The 13828-nt window shown below is 61.6% G+C and carries 13 protein-coding genes; 2 read left to right on the top strand and 11 right to left on the bottom strand.

The window, feature by feature from the left end; all coding sequences use genetic code 11:
• Nucleotides 1-114 precede the first annotated feature (114 nt).
• From VJ673_RS11035 to VJ673_RS11025, 3 genes are read right to left on the bottom strand one after another with little or no spacing between them, the layout of a single operon-like run.
• Nucleotides 115-1365 (bottom strand): 2-hydroxyacyl-CoA dehydratase family protein, encoded by a 1251-nt coding sequence (locus VJ673_RS11035; protein WP_324126151.1) that lies wholly within the window; start codon nt 1363-1365, stop codon nt 115-117.
• Nucleotides 1353-3416 (bottom strand): 2-hydroxyacyl-CoA dehydratase, encoded by a 2064-nt coding sequence (locus VJ673_RS11030; protein WP_324126150.1) that lies wholly within the window; start codon nt 3414-3416, stop codon nt 1353-1355. Before VJ673_RS11030 ends, VJ673_RS11035 begins: the two co-directional genes overlap by 13 nt.
• Entirely contained in the window at nt 3413-4360 is a 948-nt protein-coding gene (locus tag VJ673_RS11025) for an acyl-CoA dehydratase activase (protein WP_324126149.1), read from the bottom strand. Before VJ673_RS11025 ends, VJ673_RS11030 begins: the two co-directional genes overlap by 4 nt.
• 112 nt (nt 4361-4472) lie before the next feature.
• Between VJ673_RS11025 and VJ673_RS11020 the strand changes: the two genes are divergently transcribed.
• Together VJ673_RS11020 and VJ673_RS11015 are read left to right on the top strand one after the other, a co-directional pair.
• Nucleotides 4473-5495 carry an AraC family transcriptional regulator gene (locus VJ673_RS11020; protein WP_324126148.1) on the top strand — a complete coding sequence of 341 codons (1023 nt, stop codon included), beginning with the start codon at nt 4473-4475 and terminating at the stop codon, nt 5493-5495.
• A 199-nt stretch (nt 5496-5694) separates the two neighbouring features.
• Complete coding sequence (locus VJ673_RS11015) at nt 5695-5940, top strand: YfhL family 4Fe-4S dicluster ferredoxin (RefSeq protein WP_324126147.1); 246 nt, start codon at nt 5695-5697, stop codon at nt 5938-5940.
• Nucleotides 5941-6238: 298 nt separating this feature from the next.
• Here the strand turns inward: VJ673_RS11015 and VJ673_RS11010 are convergent, their stop codons facing one another.
• From VJ673_RS11010 to VJ673_RS10975, 8 genes are all read right to left on the bottom strand, one after another.
• A complete protein-coding gene (locus tag VJ673_RS11010) occupies nt 6239-6508 on the bottom strand; it encodes a cytochrome C oxidase subunit IV family protein (protein ID WP_324126146.1) in 270 nt (89 codons plus the stop codon).
• Nucleotides 6505-7101 (bottom strand): cytochrome c oxidase subunit 3 family protein, encoded by a 597-nt coding sequence (locus VJ673_RS11005; protein WP_324126145.1) that lies wholly within the window; start codon nt 7099-7101, stop codon nt 6505-6507. Before VJ673_RS11005 ends, VJ673_RS11010 begins: the two co-directional genes overlap by 4 nt.
• Nucleotides 7102-7260: 159 nt before the next feature.
• Nucleotides 7261-8511: an acyl-CoA dehydrogenase family protein gene (locus VJ673_RS11000; RefSeq protein WP_324126144.1), complete on the bottom strand. Its 1251-nt coding sequence runs from the start codon at nt 8509-8511 to the stop codon at nt 7261-7263.
• A gap of 27 nt (nt 8512-8538) precedes the next feature.
• A complete protein-coding gene (locus tag VJ673_RS10995) occupies nt 8539-9303 on the bottom strand; it encodes an SDR family oxidoreductase (RefSeq protein ID WP_324126143.1) in 765 nt (254 codons plus the stop codon).
• Nucleotides 9300-10355 (bottom strand): phosphotransferase, encoded by a 1056-nt coding sequence (locus VJ673_RS10990; protein WP_324126142.1) that lies wholly within the window; start codon nt 10353-10355, stop codon nt 9300-9302. The genes VJ673_RS10995 and VJ673_RS10990 overlap by 4 nt, the downstream gene beginning before the upstream one ends.
• A 2-nt stretch (nt 10356-10357) precedes the next feature.
• Nucleotides 10358-11020, bottom strand: a complete 663-nt coding sequence (locus VJ673_RS10985) for a histidine phosphatase family protein (protein ID WP_324126141.1) — start codon at nt 11018-11020, stop codon at nt 10358-10360.
• 7 nt (nt 11021-11027) lie between these two features.
• Nucleotides 11028-12266, bottom strand: coding sequence for a thiolase family protein (locus VJ673_RS10980; protein ID WP_324126140.1), 1239 nt, complete (start codon nt 12264-12266; stop codon nt 11028-11030).
• Between the two features lie 4 nt (nt 12267-12270).
• Nucleotides 12271-13827: a class I adenylate-forming enzyme family protein gene (locus tag VJ673_RS10975; RefSeq protein ID WP_324126139.1), complete on the bottom strand. Its 1557-nt coding sequence runs from the start codon at nt 13825-13827 to the stop codon at nt 12271-12273.
• Nucleotide 13828: the final 1 nt, after the last annotated feature.

Genomic DNA, 13828 nt, shown 5'->3' with positions numbered 1-13828 from the left:
GCGGTTTCAGTCGTCATTTAGCGCAAAGGTTCGCCGGACAGGATTACAAAAGACTATCGCAGCCGGACGCGAAACGGAATCGCGTCCGGCAAACCGTTGCGGAATCGCTGTCCGTCAGGACAACATTTCGATGAAGGCGCGTACGCGGGTGATGAGCTGGCCGGACGGCGCGCCAACCTGCCAACTGCCTTCCAGGCCCGAACTCGGCACGCCCTTCTTGTGGAAGTGGTCGCGGAAGAGCTCGACGTGCATCCCGCCGTAGGGGCAGCCGATGTAGGTGTAGAACAGCATCCCCTTGGAGCCCGACTCCTCGATCATGTTTTCGATGTACTTGATCTGATTGACGGGTGAACCGGTGACGAAGTAATCGAGGATGAAGCGCGCCATCGACTCCAGCGGCGGAATGTCCTCGTCCCACACGCGGTCGTAGGGGTTCGGCGTGAACCACGACAGCAGCGCGCCGCCCAGATCATCCACCGCCTTGTACACCCCGAACTCCAGGCCGCGCGCGCCGACCCAGGTCAGTGGGATGATCTTGCCCATCGGCGAGGGCACGAAGTCCGCGGTCTTCAGCTCTTCGATCAGCTGGTCGAGCAGCGCCTCGTACTCCGCCGGCTTGCCGAAGTAGTGGGCCGAGCCCATCAGCAGGAACAGCGTCGGCAGGCTCTTGATGTAGAGCGGATTCTTCAGGCGCAGCTTTAGGATCTCGCGGAACTTGGCCATCAGGCGGTTGAGCCGCTTGATCTCGGCGCGCATCTTCTCCTCGTCCACCGGCTTGCCGGTGAGGAAGAAGGCGACGTCCTCCAACTCGCTCGCGAGGAACTTGATCATCTGCTCCAGCCGCTCGTCGCCGCCATGCACCGGACGGATCACCTGCTCGACGCGATGGATGTCGAAGCCGAACTCCTTGATCATCTCGTAGCCCATGTTGAGGGGCTCGCAGACCGTGGACAGCGCAACGACCTTCTTCACCGAGTTGTTGCGGCGCATGTACCACTCGCCGATCAGGGCGGAAACCATCGAGCAGGTTTCCTTCGGCATGTCGAAGATGTTTTCCGACAGCTCCGCCGCTTCCACCGCCGAACCCAGGCGGCCGAGGTCATAGACCGCCATCGGGATGGTGTCGCAGGCATACAGCAGCGGCGCCTCCATCAGGCCGGTGGACCACACCGCCGGCGTGCCCTCCTGGTTGCCCTTCTCCGCGTCGGGGAAGTAGGAGAGCGCAAGATCGTAGAGCTTCTGGATGCCGGGCGAGTAGTGATGGGCCTCGCGGCTCTGCTGGATGTACTCGACCTGGTTGCGCGGTTCGCCGGTGATGGCGGCAGGGGCGTTGGCAGCTGCGGCCGTTTCCATTACTGCGTGCATAGTTCTTTCTCTCCTTGCGATTCCTTGAGCACTTCGATGAAGGCTTCGAGGCGGGTCTTGATCTGGCCGGTGTCACCTTGGGAGTAGTCGGTATCCAGCTCCAGGGCGGGCAGTCCGAGCTCGTGGAAGCGCCGCATGAAGAGGCCCTTGGTCTGGGAGAAGGACGGGCAGAACTTCAGCGTGTAATAGATGACCGCATCGACCTTGTATTCCTTGGCCAGATTGCCGGCGAAGTCGATCCGCCGGCTGAGCGGCGACTGGCGCGCACACGGAGCCTGATCGAGGTAGGCGTTGGCGAGGTCGCGATACGGGTCGTCGGTTTCCTGGGTGTCGTAGTAGAAGGGCGACAGGCCGGTGCAGTGATCTTCCACCACCACGTTGACGCCGATGTCCTTCTCCAGAAGGTCCATCAGGCGACGGTCGCCGTCGGCCATGATGCCGCCGCAGATCATCACGCGCAGACGCGGCGTGTCGTCGTCGGGCACCGCCGCCAGGCGCTCGTAGAGCTCGTCGAGGATCGGCTGCTGCTCTTCGGCGGGGATCGAGCGGTAGGCGCGCGTGATCTCCAGGAAGTCGCTGCCCGAAAGCGGCGGACGGTTGCGCTTACGCAGATCGGAGATCTTGTGGATGGTCTGGCGCAGCTTCTTGTGCAGCTTGATCGACGCACGAAGGTTGTCGTCGTCCACCGGCTTGCCGGTGAGCTTCTCGAGATCCTTCTTGAAGGCGATCATCTCGCCGCGGAAGAAGTCGCGGGCGCTGGGCTTGTCGGCCGTGCGCGGCACCACGTACCCGTAGGACGGCTTGAAGTAGTGGTTAATCGCGTTGGATGTCGCACGCATCGTGTCGCAGGTGTAGAAGGTCACCACCTGATCGAGCGCGTCATGGAACGGGTCCTTCGTGCGGAAGTGGCCGAGCACGCTCTTGCTCATGTCGCAGAACACGCTCTTGACGATCACCTCGCCCTCGGCGACGACCGACGGCGTGCCGCACTTGTCGATGCGGCCGAAGGCGACACCAGCGGCGGTAAGCAACTCGGGCGGGGTGTAGGTGCAGAGGTAGCCCACCTTCTTCACGTCCTTGCGCTCGATCAGCGACACTTCGGCGTCCTCGATGCGGCGCGACACGTCCGACAGGTCGCAACGCTCGGCCACCATCGTGGACTTGATCCTGCGTTTCTCCACCGCCAGGCGCTGTGCGTACATCGCGGCGCCCAGGCAGCCTGCAAAGACCATGTCGAGCTTGGGCTGCACGATCTTCTGGCCCAGCAGCCTTTCCAGCGCGTGCTTCATGCCCGCGTTGTTGGACACGCCGCCGGTAAAGACGATGTCCGATTCCAGCGGGATGGCGCGCAGCAAGCCGACGACGCGCTTGGCAGAGGCCATATGCACGCCGGCGGCAATGTCGCCCGCCGTCTCGCCCTTGGCGCGGTGGGAGATCACTTCGGATTCGGCGAAGACCACACACTGGGCGCTGACTTCCAGATCCTTGGTGGCCTTCAGGGCCTCGGGGCCGACGTCGTACATCGTGAGGTCGAGCAGGTTGGCGGCCTTCTCCAGGAAGCGCCCGGTGCCGGCCGCACACTTGTCGTTCATGCGGAACTTCACGACCTTGCCAGTCTGCGGATCGACCTGGATCGCCTTGGCGTCCTGGCCGCCGATGTCGATGATGGTGCGGGTGCCGGCGTTCAGGTAGTGCGCGCCCATCGCGTGACAGGAGATCTCGGTGAGGATCTCGCTGGGCACGGTCTCGAACTTCAGGGACACGCGGCCGTAGCCGGTGCCGACGATGAAGTCGATGTCTTCCATCGTGATGTTGGCGTTGTCGTACAGCTCCTCGAGCAGTTCGGCGGCGGTCTCCTGCATGTTGAGGCCGGTGGGCAGCAGCGCGGTGTAGAGCCGCCCGTCGTGGAGCAGCACGGCCTTGGAGTTGCGCGAGCCGATGTCGATGCCGAGCGAGGTGACCCCGGTCAGCTCATGGACCAGTTTCGGGTCGATGACCTCGGCGAAGGGCAGGCTGCGCTCTGAGGGAATGTTCTCGTGTCTCATGTTCATGCCTCCACCTCCATCTCCTGCGGCGCCGAATCGACGTCGGCGATGCCGCAGATCTTCTGCTGGGCGATGACGGCCGCCCCGAGGCAACCGGCGAAGACGGCGTTCAGCCGCGGTGTGACGAAGCTCCGCCCGAGCAGGCTCTCCAGCGCGTGCTTGACGCCGACATTGTTGGAGACGCCGCCGGAGAAGGCGAGCTCAGGATCGAGGCCGATGCGGTTCACCAGGTTGCAGACGCGGCGGGCGATCGCGAAATGCACGCCGGCGGCGATGTCCTCGCCTTTTTCGCCGGTGGCCTTCAGCGACACGATTTCCGACTCGGCGAACACCACGCACTGGCTGCTCATCTGCAGCTGCTTGGTGGACGCCATGGCGCGGCTGCCCAACTCTTCCAGTGAGTAGCCCAGCATCTCGGCAGTCTTCTCCAGGAAGCGGCCGGAGCCGGCTGCGCACTTGTCGTTCATTGCGAACTCGGTGACGCGGCCGTTGCTGGTATCGAGCTTGATGGCCTTGCAATCCTGGCCGCCGATGTCGATGATGGTGCGGGTATCGGCATTGAGGTAATGCGCGCCCATCGCGTGACAGGTGATCTCGGTGATCACCTCGGCCGGGATATCGCTGAATTGCAGTGCGATCCGGCCATAACCGGTGCCGGCAATCATCGAGATATCGCTGCGCGGCAGCGCGGCCAGCTTCAGCAATTTATTGACCAGGCGCGCCGCCGTTTCATGCGGATGCACGCCGCTGGCGGTAATGACGGTATGAACATGCTCGGCGGTGAGCATCACCGCCTTGGATTGCCGGGAACCGATATCGATGCCGACGGTGGTCACCGGCTGCAATTCGGGTATTTTTCGCGGATCGATTACATCCACGATCTTGAAACTGCTCTCGCTCATTGCAGGCTCCTCCGTTTGGAACTTTTGATTTGATCTGCGATGCCACATTAAGCGCATCCCCAATCGCGGGCTTGACCTGCAAAGACACGAACTTGACATTTGGTCACAGGCTGTTAGAGTGGATATCAAACAATCTAGCGGGTGAGAGTTTGATATGGCGATGAAAAAGCTCCACCGCAGCGCTTGCCTGACCAACTACGTCGAACTCGCTCAGTCGCTGAACATTTCGCCGTTCGACCAGTTGCGCCGCGTCAACATCAACCCGGCCTGCCTGACGAATCCGGACACCAAGATTCCGGTCTCCGCGCTGTTCCAACTGCTCGAGAATTCCGCTCAGGCGGCGGGCGTGGAGAACTTCGGCCTGCGCATGGCGGAAGGCCGCCAGTTGTCGAACCTCGGCCCGCTCGCGCTCGTGATCAAGAGCCAGCCGACGATGCGCCAGGCCCTCGAAGCGATCCGCAGCTATGCCCACCTGCAGGCGGAAGAGCTGATGCTGATGTTCGAAGAGAATGACGGCGTGCTGGTGATCCGCGAAGAACTGATGCCCGATCAGTCGGAGCCGACACGCCAGGCGACGGAGATGTCGCTCGGCATCCTGTATCGGACCTTGCGGGTGCTGCTCGGCAACGAATGGCGGCCCGCCGCGGTGTGCTTCCGGCACTCGGCCCCCGCCGATTTGCGCGTCCACCAGCGCGTGTTCGACGCGCGCCTGCAGTTCAACAGCAATATCGACGGCTTCATCTGCCGGGCGGCGATCCTGGACGACCCCCTGCCCAGCTACGACGCCGAAACCGCCCGCTACGTGCGGAAATTACTGGACGTGATGAACACCGAACCCGTCCATTCGACGGCGGAAAATGTGCGGCAACTGATCTGGTTGCTGCTGCCGACGGGGCGATGCTCCGTCGAGGTCGTGGCCCAGCACCTCGGTCTCGACCGCCGCACCCTGCACCGCCATCTGCAGAAGAACGGGCAGACCTTCTCGGACATCCTGGACGCCGCGCGGCGCGACTTGGCGGTCAAGTACCTGAGCAACTCGCAACGCCCGCTGAAGGACCTCGCGGAGCTGCTCGGCTTCTCGGAACCCTCCGCCTTTTCGCGCTGGTTCGCGGGCCGCTTCGGCTGTACTGCGTCGGCTTGGCGCCAGCATCAGCTCAGCGAAAAGAATCCCTTCCTGCAGTAAGCCCTCCGGGGCCTCCACGCCCTCTCCTCGCCGACGCGGCCGCCCTCACGGCCGCCCCTCGGACTGTCCCATATCGTCAAGTCGATGACTTGAACGGTCAAAGGCACTCGACCTCCCCAAGCGCTAAATACCGCCCAAGGGCATCGGGCAAGGCATCACCAAAACCGGTGCTCGCGCTATCCATAAAAAGGAGGAAGACATGGCACTCATCATCAATGCGGACTGTATCAATTGCGGCGTGTGCGAAATGGACTGCCCCAACGAGGCGATTTCTCCGGGAGAAGACATTTTCGTGATCGACCCCACGAAATGCACCGAGTGCGTCGGGCATTACGACAAGTCGCAGTGCGTCTCGGTCTGTCTGTCGGACTGTATCTTCCCTGATCCCGCCTTCAAGGAAAGCCGGGATCAACTGCAGGAGAAATACGCCCGCATGGCGTCCTGAACGGCACGAATCCGCGACGGGGAGGCGCTACAGCCATGGAAACGACCGTGATCCGGCTCCTCCTCGTCGCACTGGCGTGCGCGGAATGGGTCGCCGTGTGGAGCTTGGTGTACCGCTCGACGCTCGGGATTTGAGGCGCCGTCGGCGCCTCGATTCCGCGTCTGCCCTTTAGCCGTATCGCGTCGATGCGGCAATTCGTCTTTAGATGTCTTTCGCAGCGGCTATTTCGGCCGCGACGGCACATTTTTGCCCGTCGTCCGTGTGGAGCCTCACCGCTGTTGGCGGGGACTGTATTCCGTCATTTCAGGCTGAGCCCGTAGGCGAGAAGAATGAGGCCGCCCACCAGGATGAGCCAGCCTTCGAGAAGAAGGCGCCACATCAGGGGCGCGCCCCGCAATTCCATGAACTCCAGAATGACCAGCCGCCCCTTGATGAAGGCGATAGCCAGCATGGCGAGAATGGCGCCGATACCGGCGGCGCCCACATCACCGAGCCACCAGGTGGCGCCGGTGGCGACGACGAGAACGAGCCAGGCCCGGTTGGAGGGATTCAGGAAAAAGGCACTCATCGCATCACATAAACCAAGGGAAACAGCACGATCCACAACAGATCCACCATGTGCCAGTAGGCGGCCCCGCTCTCCAGGCCGTGCGCATCGTGGCTGCCGTAGGCACCTTGGCGGGTCTTAAGCCACAGGATGGCGAGGACCACCATGCCCAGGATGACGTGCATGAAGTGGAAGAAGGTCAGGCCAAAGTAGAACCTGTAGAAGGTGTTGGTGGAGAAGGTGATCCCTGTCCCGAACTTGGCGGCGTATTCGAACACCTTGATGGCCAGGAAGCCGGCGCCGCACAGGAAGCCCAGGCCGATATGACGGCTGGCGGCCCGGCTGTCGTCCCGGCGGGACGCCTGGACGCCCAGGACGACGAACCAGGACCCGGTCACCAGGAGCAGCGTGTTGATCGCGCCGGCATTGCGGTCCAGGGTCTGCTGGTAAAGATTGAACATCTCCACGTTGTTCACCCGGGCGAACGCGTAGGAAGCGAAGAGCACGGCGAAGAGCAGCATTTCGGCCAGGATGAAGGCCCAGACGGGCAGATAGCCGGGGAGGCGCTTGCCGACGGGGACTTCGGCGGGTAAGGCGGTAGCGATGGCAGTCATTGGATAATAGTGACTCGTATCAGCGCTGCGATCAGGTCCCGGTGCGCGCATTCGCGTAACCCCCCCAGTCTCGCGAAGAGCTAGCCTCGCGAATGCCTGACGTACCCGTCGACGAATCGCTGTTGGCGCGTCGTCAGCCGGGTCCGTCATCGTACTGTGTCAGCAGCGCTCCGGGGCCATCAAATAGGATGCACTAACGCCCAGCTTTTCCTGCCCATTCTTGATTTCCATACGGGCGATATTTTGGAGATGGACTTCATCCGGGCCGTCAGCGAAGCGCAAAGCGCGGCCCCAGGTCCACATGTCCGCCAGCGGCGTATCGGGACTGATACCCATGGCCCCGAATACCTGCATTGCACGATCGCACACCGCGGTATAAACCCCAGGTACCAGAGCTTTGATCATGGAGATCTCCTTGTGCGCATGCTTGGCGCCAAACTGATCAATCATCCATGCGGTTTTCAACACCAGCAAGCGCGCCTGATCGATCTCGATCCTCGATCGCGCGATCCACTCGCCGATCGAACCATGCTGATGCAGATACTTTCCGAACGTGCGTCGCTCCAGGCTTCGGTCGATCATCATTTCCAGAGCAAGCTCGGCGGCACCGATCGATCGCATGCAGTGGTGAATACGTCCGGGACCGAGACGCGCCTGGGCCAAGGCGAAGCCACTGCCTTCCTCACCGAGCAGATTGGATACCGGCACGCGCACATTGCGGAAGACGACCTCGCAGTGCCCTTCCGGCGAATGGTGATTCACGATATTGATATTGCGTACAACCTCCAGACCCGCGGTGTCCCGAGGCACCAGGATCATGCTCTGTTGCTTGTGCCGCTCGGCGTCCGGGTCGGTCTTGCCCATGACGATGAAAATACGGCAGTGCGGATGCGCGGCGTTCGTGATGAACCATTTGCGACCGTTGATGACGTATTCGTCGCCTTCCCGCCGGATCGACGTGGTGATGTTCGTGGCGTCCGAGGACGCCACGTCAGGCTCTGTCATTGCGAAAGCCGAACGAATTTCGCCCTCGAGCAGCGGACGCAGCCAGGTTTTCTGCTGCTCCGGGGTGCCGAACATGTGCAGAAGTTCCATGTTGCCGGTGTCCGGGGCATTGCAGTTGAAGACTTCGGACGCCCAACTCACACGTCCCATGATCTCGGCCAGCGGCGCATATTCCAGGTTGGTCAGTCCGGTGCCCGGTTCGTCAGCGTGCAGGCTGGGCAGGAACAGGTTCCACAAGCCTTCCGACTTCGCCAGCGCCTTCAGATCAGCCATGAAGGACACCGGAAAATGGCCACCATGCACTTCATCACGCCATTGGCGCTGGCGCGGCACAATATAGGTGTCCATAAAGCCGCGCACACGGTCACGAAGCTCTTCGACTTTGGACGAGTAGGCAAAATCCATGATATTTCCTTTCTATCGATCCATCTTTTAAAGAGTCATGCCGCCGTCGACGACGATGCAGTCGCCGTTGGTATAGCTGGCAGCGTCGGAGACGAGGTAAAGCACAGCGCCAGCCATCTCGCGCGGTTCAGCGTGACGCCGCAAGGGAATGTTGGAGACCCATTCGCTGTAGAGCTTTTCGTCATTGAATAGCGCTGTCGAAAATTTTGTCTTGGTCAGCCCGGGCAACAAGGCATTGACGCGGATTCCCAACGAGCCGCATTCCCTGGCGAAGGCTTTGGTCATATTGACGATCGCAGCCTTGGTGATCGAATAGATGCCTTGATTCTCCCCGGGCCGCAACGCATTCACCGAAGCGACATTGACGATCGCTCCCTTGCCCTGCTTCTTCATCATCTTGCCTGCCTCGACCGACATGAAGAAGTAACCGCGAATGTTGACGTCGACGGTCTTGGTAAAAGCGGCAAGATCCGTATCCAGCACATGCCCGTAATAAGGATTGGCGGCGGCGTTGTTGATCAGAATGTCCAGGCGGCCGTGAAGTTTTTCGATCTGTTCGAAAGCAGCAGCGATGTCTTCCATCTTGCCGACATTGCAGGCGAGCACACTCGCGCGTCCACCTGCTTCACGGATGGCGTCGGCGACTCTTTGGCAGTCTTCAGCTTTTCGGCTGGAAACGATCACATGCGCGCCCTGCTCCGCCAGCAGCTTGGCGATCTCTTCGCCGATGCCGCGACTTGCCCCCGACACCAAGGCGACCTTGCCTTCAAGATCGAATAGTTTGGTCGTCATGCGATACTCCTTTCCATATCTTTCTCGTTCGCTGCGGCAAAGCCCATTTCGGTGAGCGGTACAACCATCTCTCCGACTTTTTGCGCGTGCTGGCTGGAGGCATTGCCGTCGATGGCACGTTTCTTTACCCCTTGGGCGATAGCAGCAAGGCGGAAGAAACTGAATGCAATATAAAAATTCCAGTTCTCTATTTTTGGGATACCGCGCAACTCACAGTAGCGCTGGACTATTTCAGCTTCTTCGGGCACTCCAAGAGCGCCACGATTCTTGCTGCCCAGCCCGGTGACGTAGGCGTCCGCGGGCAATCGCAGGCACATGCAGAAATATGCGAGATCCGCCAGAGGATTACCCAGCGTCGAAAGCTCCCAGTCCAGAACAGCCAAGACGCGCAGCTCTTTGGGATGGAAGATGAGGTTGTCGAAGCGGAAGTCGCCATGAACCAGCGCCGGCCTACCGTCTTCGGCCGGGCAATGTCTTGGCAGCCAGTCAATCAAGGCTTCCATACATTCCAGCCGCTCGGTTTCAGAAGCACGATATTGCTTCGTCCATGTGCCGATCTGCCGCTCGAAATAATTCCCCGCTCGGCCATAATCACTCAAGCCGGCCTGATCGACATCGACGTCGTGTAGTGCTGCTAGCGTCGCTATCAATGCATCGTAAGCGGGTTTGCGCTGATCGATATCGAGTTCGGGCAGCGCCGGATCCCAGAAGATGCGGCCATCAAGGTAATCCATGATGTAGAACATGCTGCCGATCACGCTCGTGTCGGTGCAGAGATGATGAGCATGCGCAACGGGTACTTGCGTCGGAGACAATGCCGTGATGACGCGATATTCACGATCCACCGCATGTGCCGATTTCAGGAGCTGGCCCGGCGGCTGCCGGCGGAGGACATAGTTGCCGCTTTTTGCGCGCAGCAAGAATGTGGGATTCGACTGACCGCCCGCAAATTTCTCCGCGCTCAATGGCCCGGAAAAGCCATCAACATGGGTTTCCAGGTATTTGCACAGCCCGTCGACATCAAGTTGGTGAATTTCGCTGTTCACAATCATGCCTACCCATAGGTGATGAAATTTTGACGATCCGCTTTGTCGAAATACGGAATGCTGTTGAAAGTTGCGAGATGAAACGAATCGGCGTTGAAGAAGTATCTGCAGAAGCTACAGTTGTTGATTTGCAGGTTGAGCGATATGACTTTTTCCCTGGGAGCGCCAAGTGTCTGCTGTGCTATGGCAGCCATGACTCCCCCCGAACTCACGGCCAAGATCCTTCCTTTTAATCCCTGGATGTAGGTCTTGGCATCGGCAACACGCTGCTGGAATTCCCACCATGTCTCGGGGCCTTCGATGCGATCTTCCATCCACAACAGCAATACTTGCCTCAGGGCCTTGTAGAAATCCTTCTTGCTCTCTTTTGCCAGCACCTTCAATTCATGGTGCTCATCACCGAGACCCTCGAACAGCGCGACAAAGTCGTATTCGTTAAGTCCTGGATGTTCCTTAAGGCTCGCAACTTCAGCGGAGCCATTGAATATGGCCTCCACCGTCTGCCTGTGACGATTCATCGTCCCGAGCAATACATGGTCGAAAACGATATTGCGCTCAGCAAAGTATTCCCCGACCAGCTGCCCCTGCTGTTGTCCCAACGATGAGAGCTGGTCATAGTTATCGGCTCCGAAACTTGCCTGACCATGCCTGACGAGATATAGCTCTGCCATGACGCGCTCAGTGCCGCAGGATATGGATCGCTACCGCGGCTTCCTCGACGCCCTGCAAGCCGCCGCCGTTCTCCTGCATGGCATGACGGGCGCCCTCGACCTGGCGCGCGCCGGCCTCGCCGCGCAATTGCGTCACCAGTTCGTAGAGCTGCCCCATACCGGTGGCGCCCAGTGGATGGCCTTTGGATTCAAGACCGCCCGAGGTGTTGATCGGAATGCGACCGCCGACGGTGAAGTCACCGCGCTCCGCCGCCGGGCCGCCTTCGCCCGCGTCGACGAAGCCGAGGTTTTCGGCCTGGATGATTTCGCCCATCGCCGAGGCATCATGGACTTCGGCGACGTCGATGTCGCCCGGCCCGATGCCGGCGATCTCGTAGGCCTGCAGCGCCGCCAGACGGCCGACCGCCTTTTCCGGCTCGTCGATGCCGCGGTGGCTGAAACTGCGGATCACGCTGGCCGCGACCTCGACCGCCCGGCGGCGGTCGGCGCCGATCCGCTTCAGCCCCTCCTCGGTGCAGACGATGGCGGCGGCGGCCCCGTCGGACAGCGGCGCGCACATCGGCAGTGTGATCGGATAGGTGATCGGCGGCGCCGCCAGCACCTCGTCGATCGTGAAGGTCTTGCGGAACTGCGAGTAGGGGTTATGCACCGAGTGGCCGTGGTTCTTCGCGCACACGGCGGCGATCTGCCGTTGCGTGGTGCCGTAGGTCCGCATGTGCCAGCGGCACATCGCCGCGTAGATGGACATGAAACGGCTGTAGGGGCGGTCCGATTCCGACCCAGGCGGCGGCGTGATGCCTTCGCCCATCTTGATCAGGGTGGCGTAGTTTTCTTCGACGCGCGAGACGTCCCAGCCGCCCTCGAACAGCGCCATCGCGCGGGCCTTGTCGGGGATGTTCATCTTCTCGGCGCCGATCGCCAGTGCCACGTCGGTGGCGCCCGCCTTCAGGCTCTGCAGCGCGAGGTGAAAGGCGCTGCTGCCCGAGGCACAGGCGTTCTCTACGTTGAACACCGGGATGCGCTCGATCCCGATCTTGCTGAAGATCACCTGGCCCGGCACCGAGATCTGGCCCTGCAGCGGGCCGTTCGTCATGCCTGAGTAATAGGCGGCGCCGATGTCGGAGGCAGTGCAGCCGGCGTCCTTGAGCGCGCCCTGCAACGCCTCGCCGGCGAGGTCGTGCAGGCTGCGCTCGAGGTGGCGACCGAAGACCGTCATGGCGATGCCGGCAATATAGAGTTTTGTCATGGTCTTAGATCTTCCGCTCGGCGGCGCGCCAGTACTCGGCACGCAAGTCCTTCTTCAATACCTTGCCAACCGCGCTACGCGGCAGGGTGGCGAAATCGACCGTCTTGGGCGCCTTGACCGAGCCCAGCTTCTGCTTGCACAGCGCGATCAGTTCCTCGCCGCTCACGCTCTGGTCGGCGTTCAACTCGACCACCGCCTTCACCGACTCGCCCCACTTCTCGTCGGGGATGCCGATGACGGCGCAGTCGCGTACCGCGGGGTGGGCCCAGATCACCTGCTCCACTTCGCTGGGGTAGACGTTGAAGCCGCCGCTGATGATCATGTCCTTCTTGCGGTCGGTGATGTGGAGGCGGCCGCCGGCGTCGAGGTGGCCGACGTCGCCGGTGTGCAGCCAGCCGTCGACGATCGTTTCCGCGGTCTTGACCGGGTCCTTGTAATAGCCCTTCATCACCAGATCGCCGCGGATGCAGATCTCGCCCGTTTCGCCCTGGGGCAGCACGCGGTTGTCGTCGTCGAGGATTTCGAGTCGGATCAGCGGATGGGGGCGTCCCACCGACGACAGCTGCTCGTCGCTGGCCAGCGCGCCGTCGGCGTTGAAATGCTCGTCGGGGCGCAGGCAGGCAATGGCTCCCGGGGCTTCGGTCTGGCCGTAGCTTTCCATCATCACCGGGCCGAAGACCTCGATCGCGCGCTTGAGCTTGTCCAGCGACATCGGCGCCGCGCCGTAGAGGAAATACTTGAGCGACGAGAAGTCGACCTTGTTCACGTCGGGGATGTCGAGGAGGCGGTAGATCACCGTCGGCGGCAAGAAGAATTCCGTCACCCGATGTGCGGGGATGGCCTCCAGCAGCAGCGCCGGATCGGGCTTGGGGAGGATGACGACCGCGCCGCCGCGTGCCGTGCAGGGCAGCGACAGCAGCCCCGCGGTGTGGGTCATCGGCGCTGCCGCCAGGTTGACCGGGCGATCCTGCGCCCCATAGCTGCAGCCGATCATGAAGTGGGCGACGAAAGTCTGAATGCTGCGGTGGGTGTTCATCACCCCCTTGGGCAGACCGGTGGTGCCGCCGGTGGGCGAGATCGCGACCACGTCGTCGAGATCAACGGCGATGCCCGGATCGGTATCGGCGTGGCCCTCAACCCAGGCGGGCAGCGAGATGGCAGCCTCAGCCTCGCCGTCGATGCAGACGAAGAGTTTGATCTTTGGCAACTGCGGCCGCAGGGCGGCGATCGTTGCCTCGAACTCCTTCTGGAAGAACAACACGTCGCAGTCGAAGCTGTCGAGGACGTGGCGATTCTCGTCGGCGGCGTTGCGCGCGCCCACCGGGATCCACGCCATATTGGCCCGCCACAACCCGAGCGCACAGGTCCAGGCGGTAGTGTCATTGCCGGCCCAGACCGCGCCCTTGCTGCCGCGCCCGTAACCGGCTGCCTGCAGCGCACGCGCGATGCGGCAGCTCAGCCGCCCGACCTCGTTGAAGCTGTAGCTGCGGCTTCCCTGGATGTAGGCCGCACCGTTGGGGTTAAGGCGCCAGCCGCGGTCGAAGAAATCGATGATCGCCATG

Origin of the sequence: Aromatoleum sp. (assembly GCF_035254505.1) — a bacterium.
Lineage (GTDB): Bacteria > Pseudomonadota > Gammaproteobacteria > Burkholderiales > Rhodocyclaceae > Aromatoleum.
The sequence above is the reverse complement of the archived record's forward strand: the minus strand, read 5'-3'. Positions and strand labels throughout refer to the sequence as shown.

Coding starts and splice junctions, on each gene's coding strand:
- VJ673_RS11035 (WP_324126151.1), bottom strand. CDS start 1,365: ATGCACGCAGTAATGGAAACGGCCGCAGCTGCCAACGCCCCTGCCGCC.
- VJ673_RS11030 (WP_324126150.1), bottom strand. CDS start 3,416: ATGAACATGAGACACGAGAACATTCCCTCAGAGCGCAGCCTGCCCTTC.
- VJ673_RS11025 (WP_324126149.1), bottom strand. CDS start 4,360: ATGTGGCATCGCAGATCAAATCAAAAGTTCCAAACGGAGGAGCCTGCA.
- VJ673_RS11020 (WP_324126148.1), top strand. CDS start 4,473: ATGAAAAAGCTCCACCGCAGCGCTTGCCTGACCAACTACGTCGAACTC.
- VJ673_RS11015 (WP_324126147.1), top strand. CDS start 5,695: ATGGCACTCATCATCAATGCGGACTGTATCAATTGCGGCGTGTGCGAA.
- VJ673_RS11010 (WP_324126146.1), bottom strand. CDS start 6,508: ATGAGTGCCTTTTTCCTGAATCCCTCCAACCGGGCCTGGCTCGTTCTC.
- VJ673_RS11005 (WP_324126145.1), bottom strand. CDS start 7,101: ATGACTGCCATCGCTACCGCCTTACCCGCCGAAGTCCCCGTCGGCAAG.
- VJ673_RS11000 (WP_324126144.1), bottom strand. CDS start 8,511: ATGGATTTTGCCTACTCGTCCAAAGTCGAAGAGCTTCGTGACCGTGTG.
- VJ673_RS10995 (WP_324126143.1), bottom strand. CDS start 9,303: ATGACGACCAAACTATTCGATCTTGAAGGCAAGGTCGCCTTGGTGTCG.
- VJ673_RS10990 (WP_324126142.1), bottom strand. CDS start 10,355: ATGATTGTGAACAGCGAAATTCACCAACTTGATGTCGACGGGCTGTGC.
- VJ673_RS10985 (WP_324126141.1), bottom strand. CDS start 11,020: ATGGCAGAGCTATATCTCGTCAGGCATGGTCAGGCAAGTTTCGGAGCC.
- VJ673_RS10980 (WP_324126140.1), bottom strand. CDS start 12,266: ATGACAAAACTCTATATTGCCGGCATCGCCATGACGGTCTTCGGTCGC.
- VJ673_RS10975 (WP_324126139.1), bottom strand. CDS start 13,827: ATGGCGATCATCGATTTCTTCGACCGCGGCTGGCGCCTTAACCCCAAC.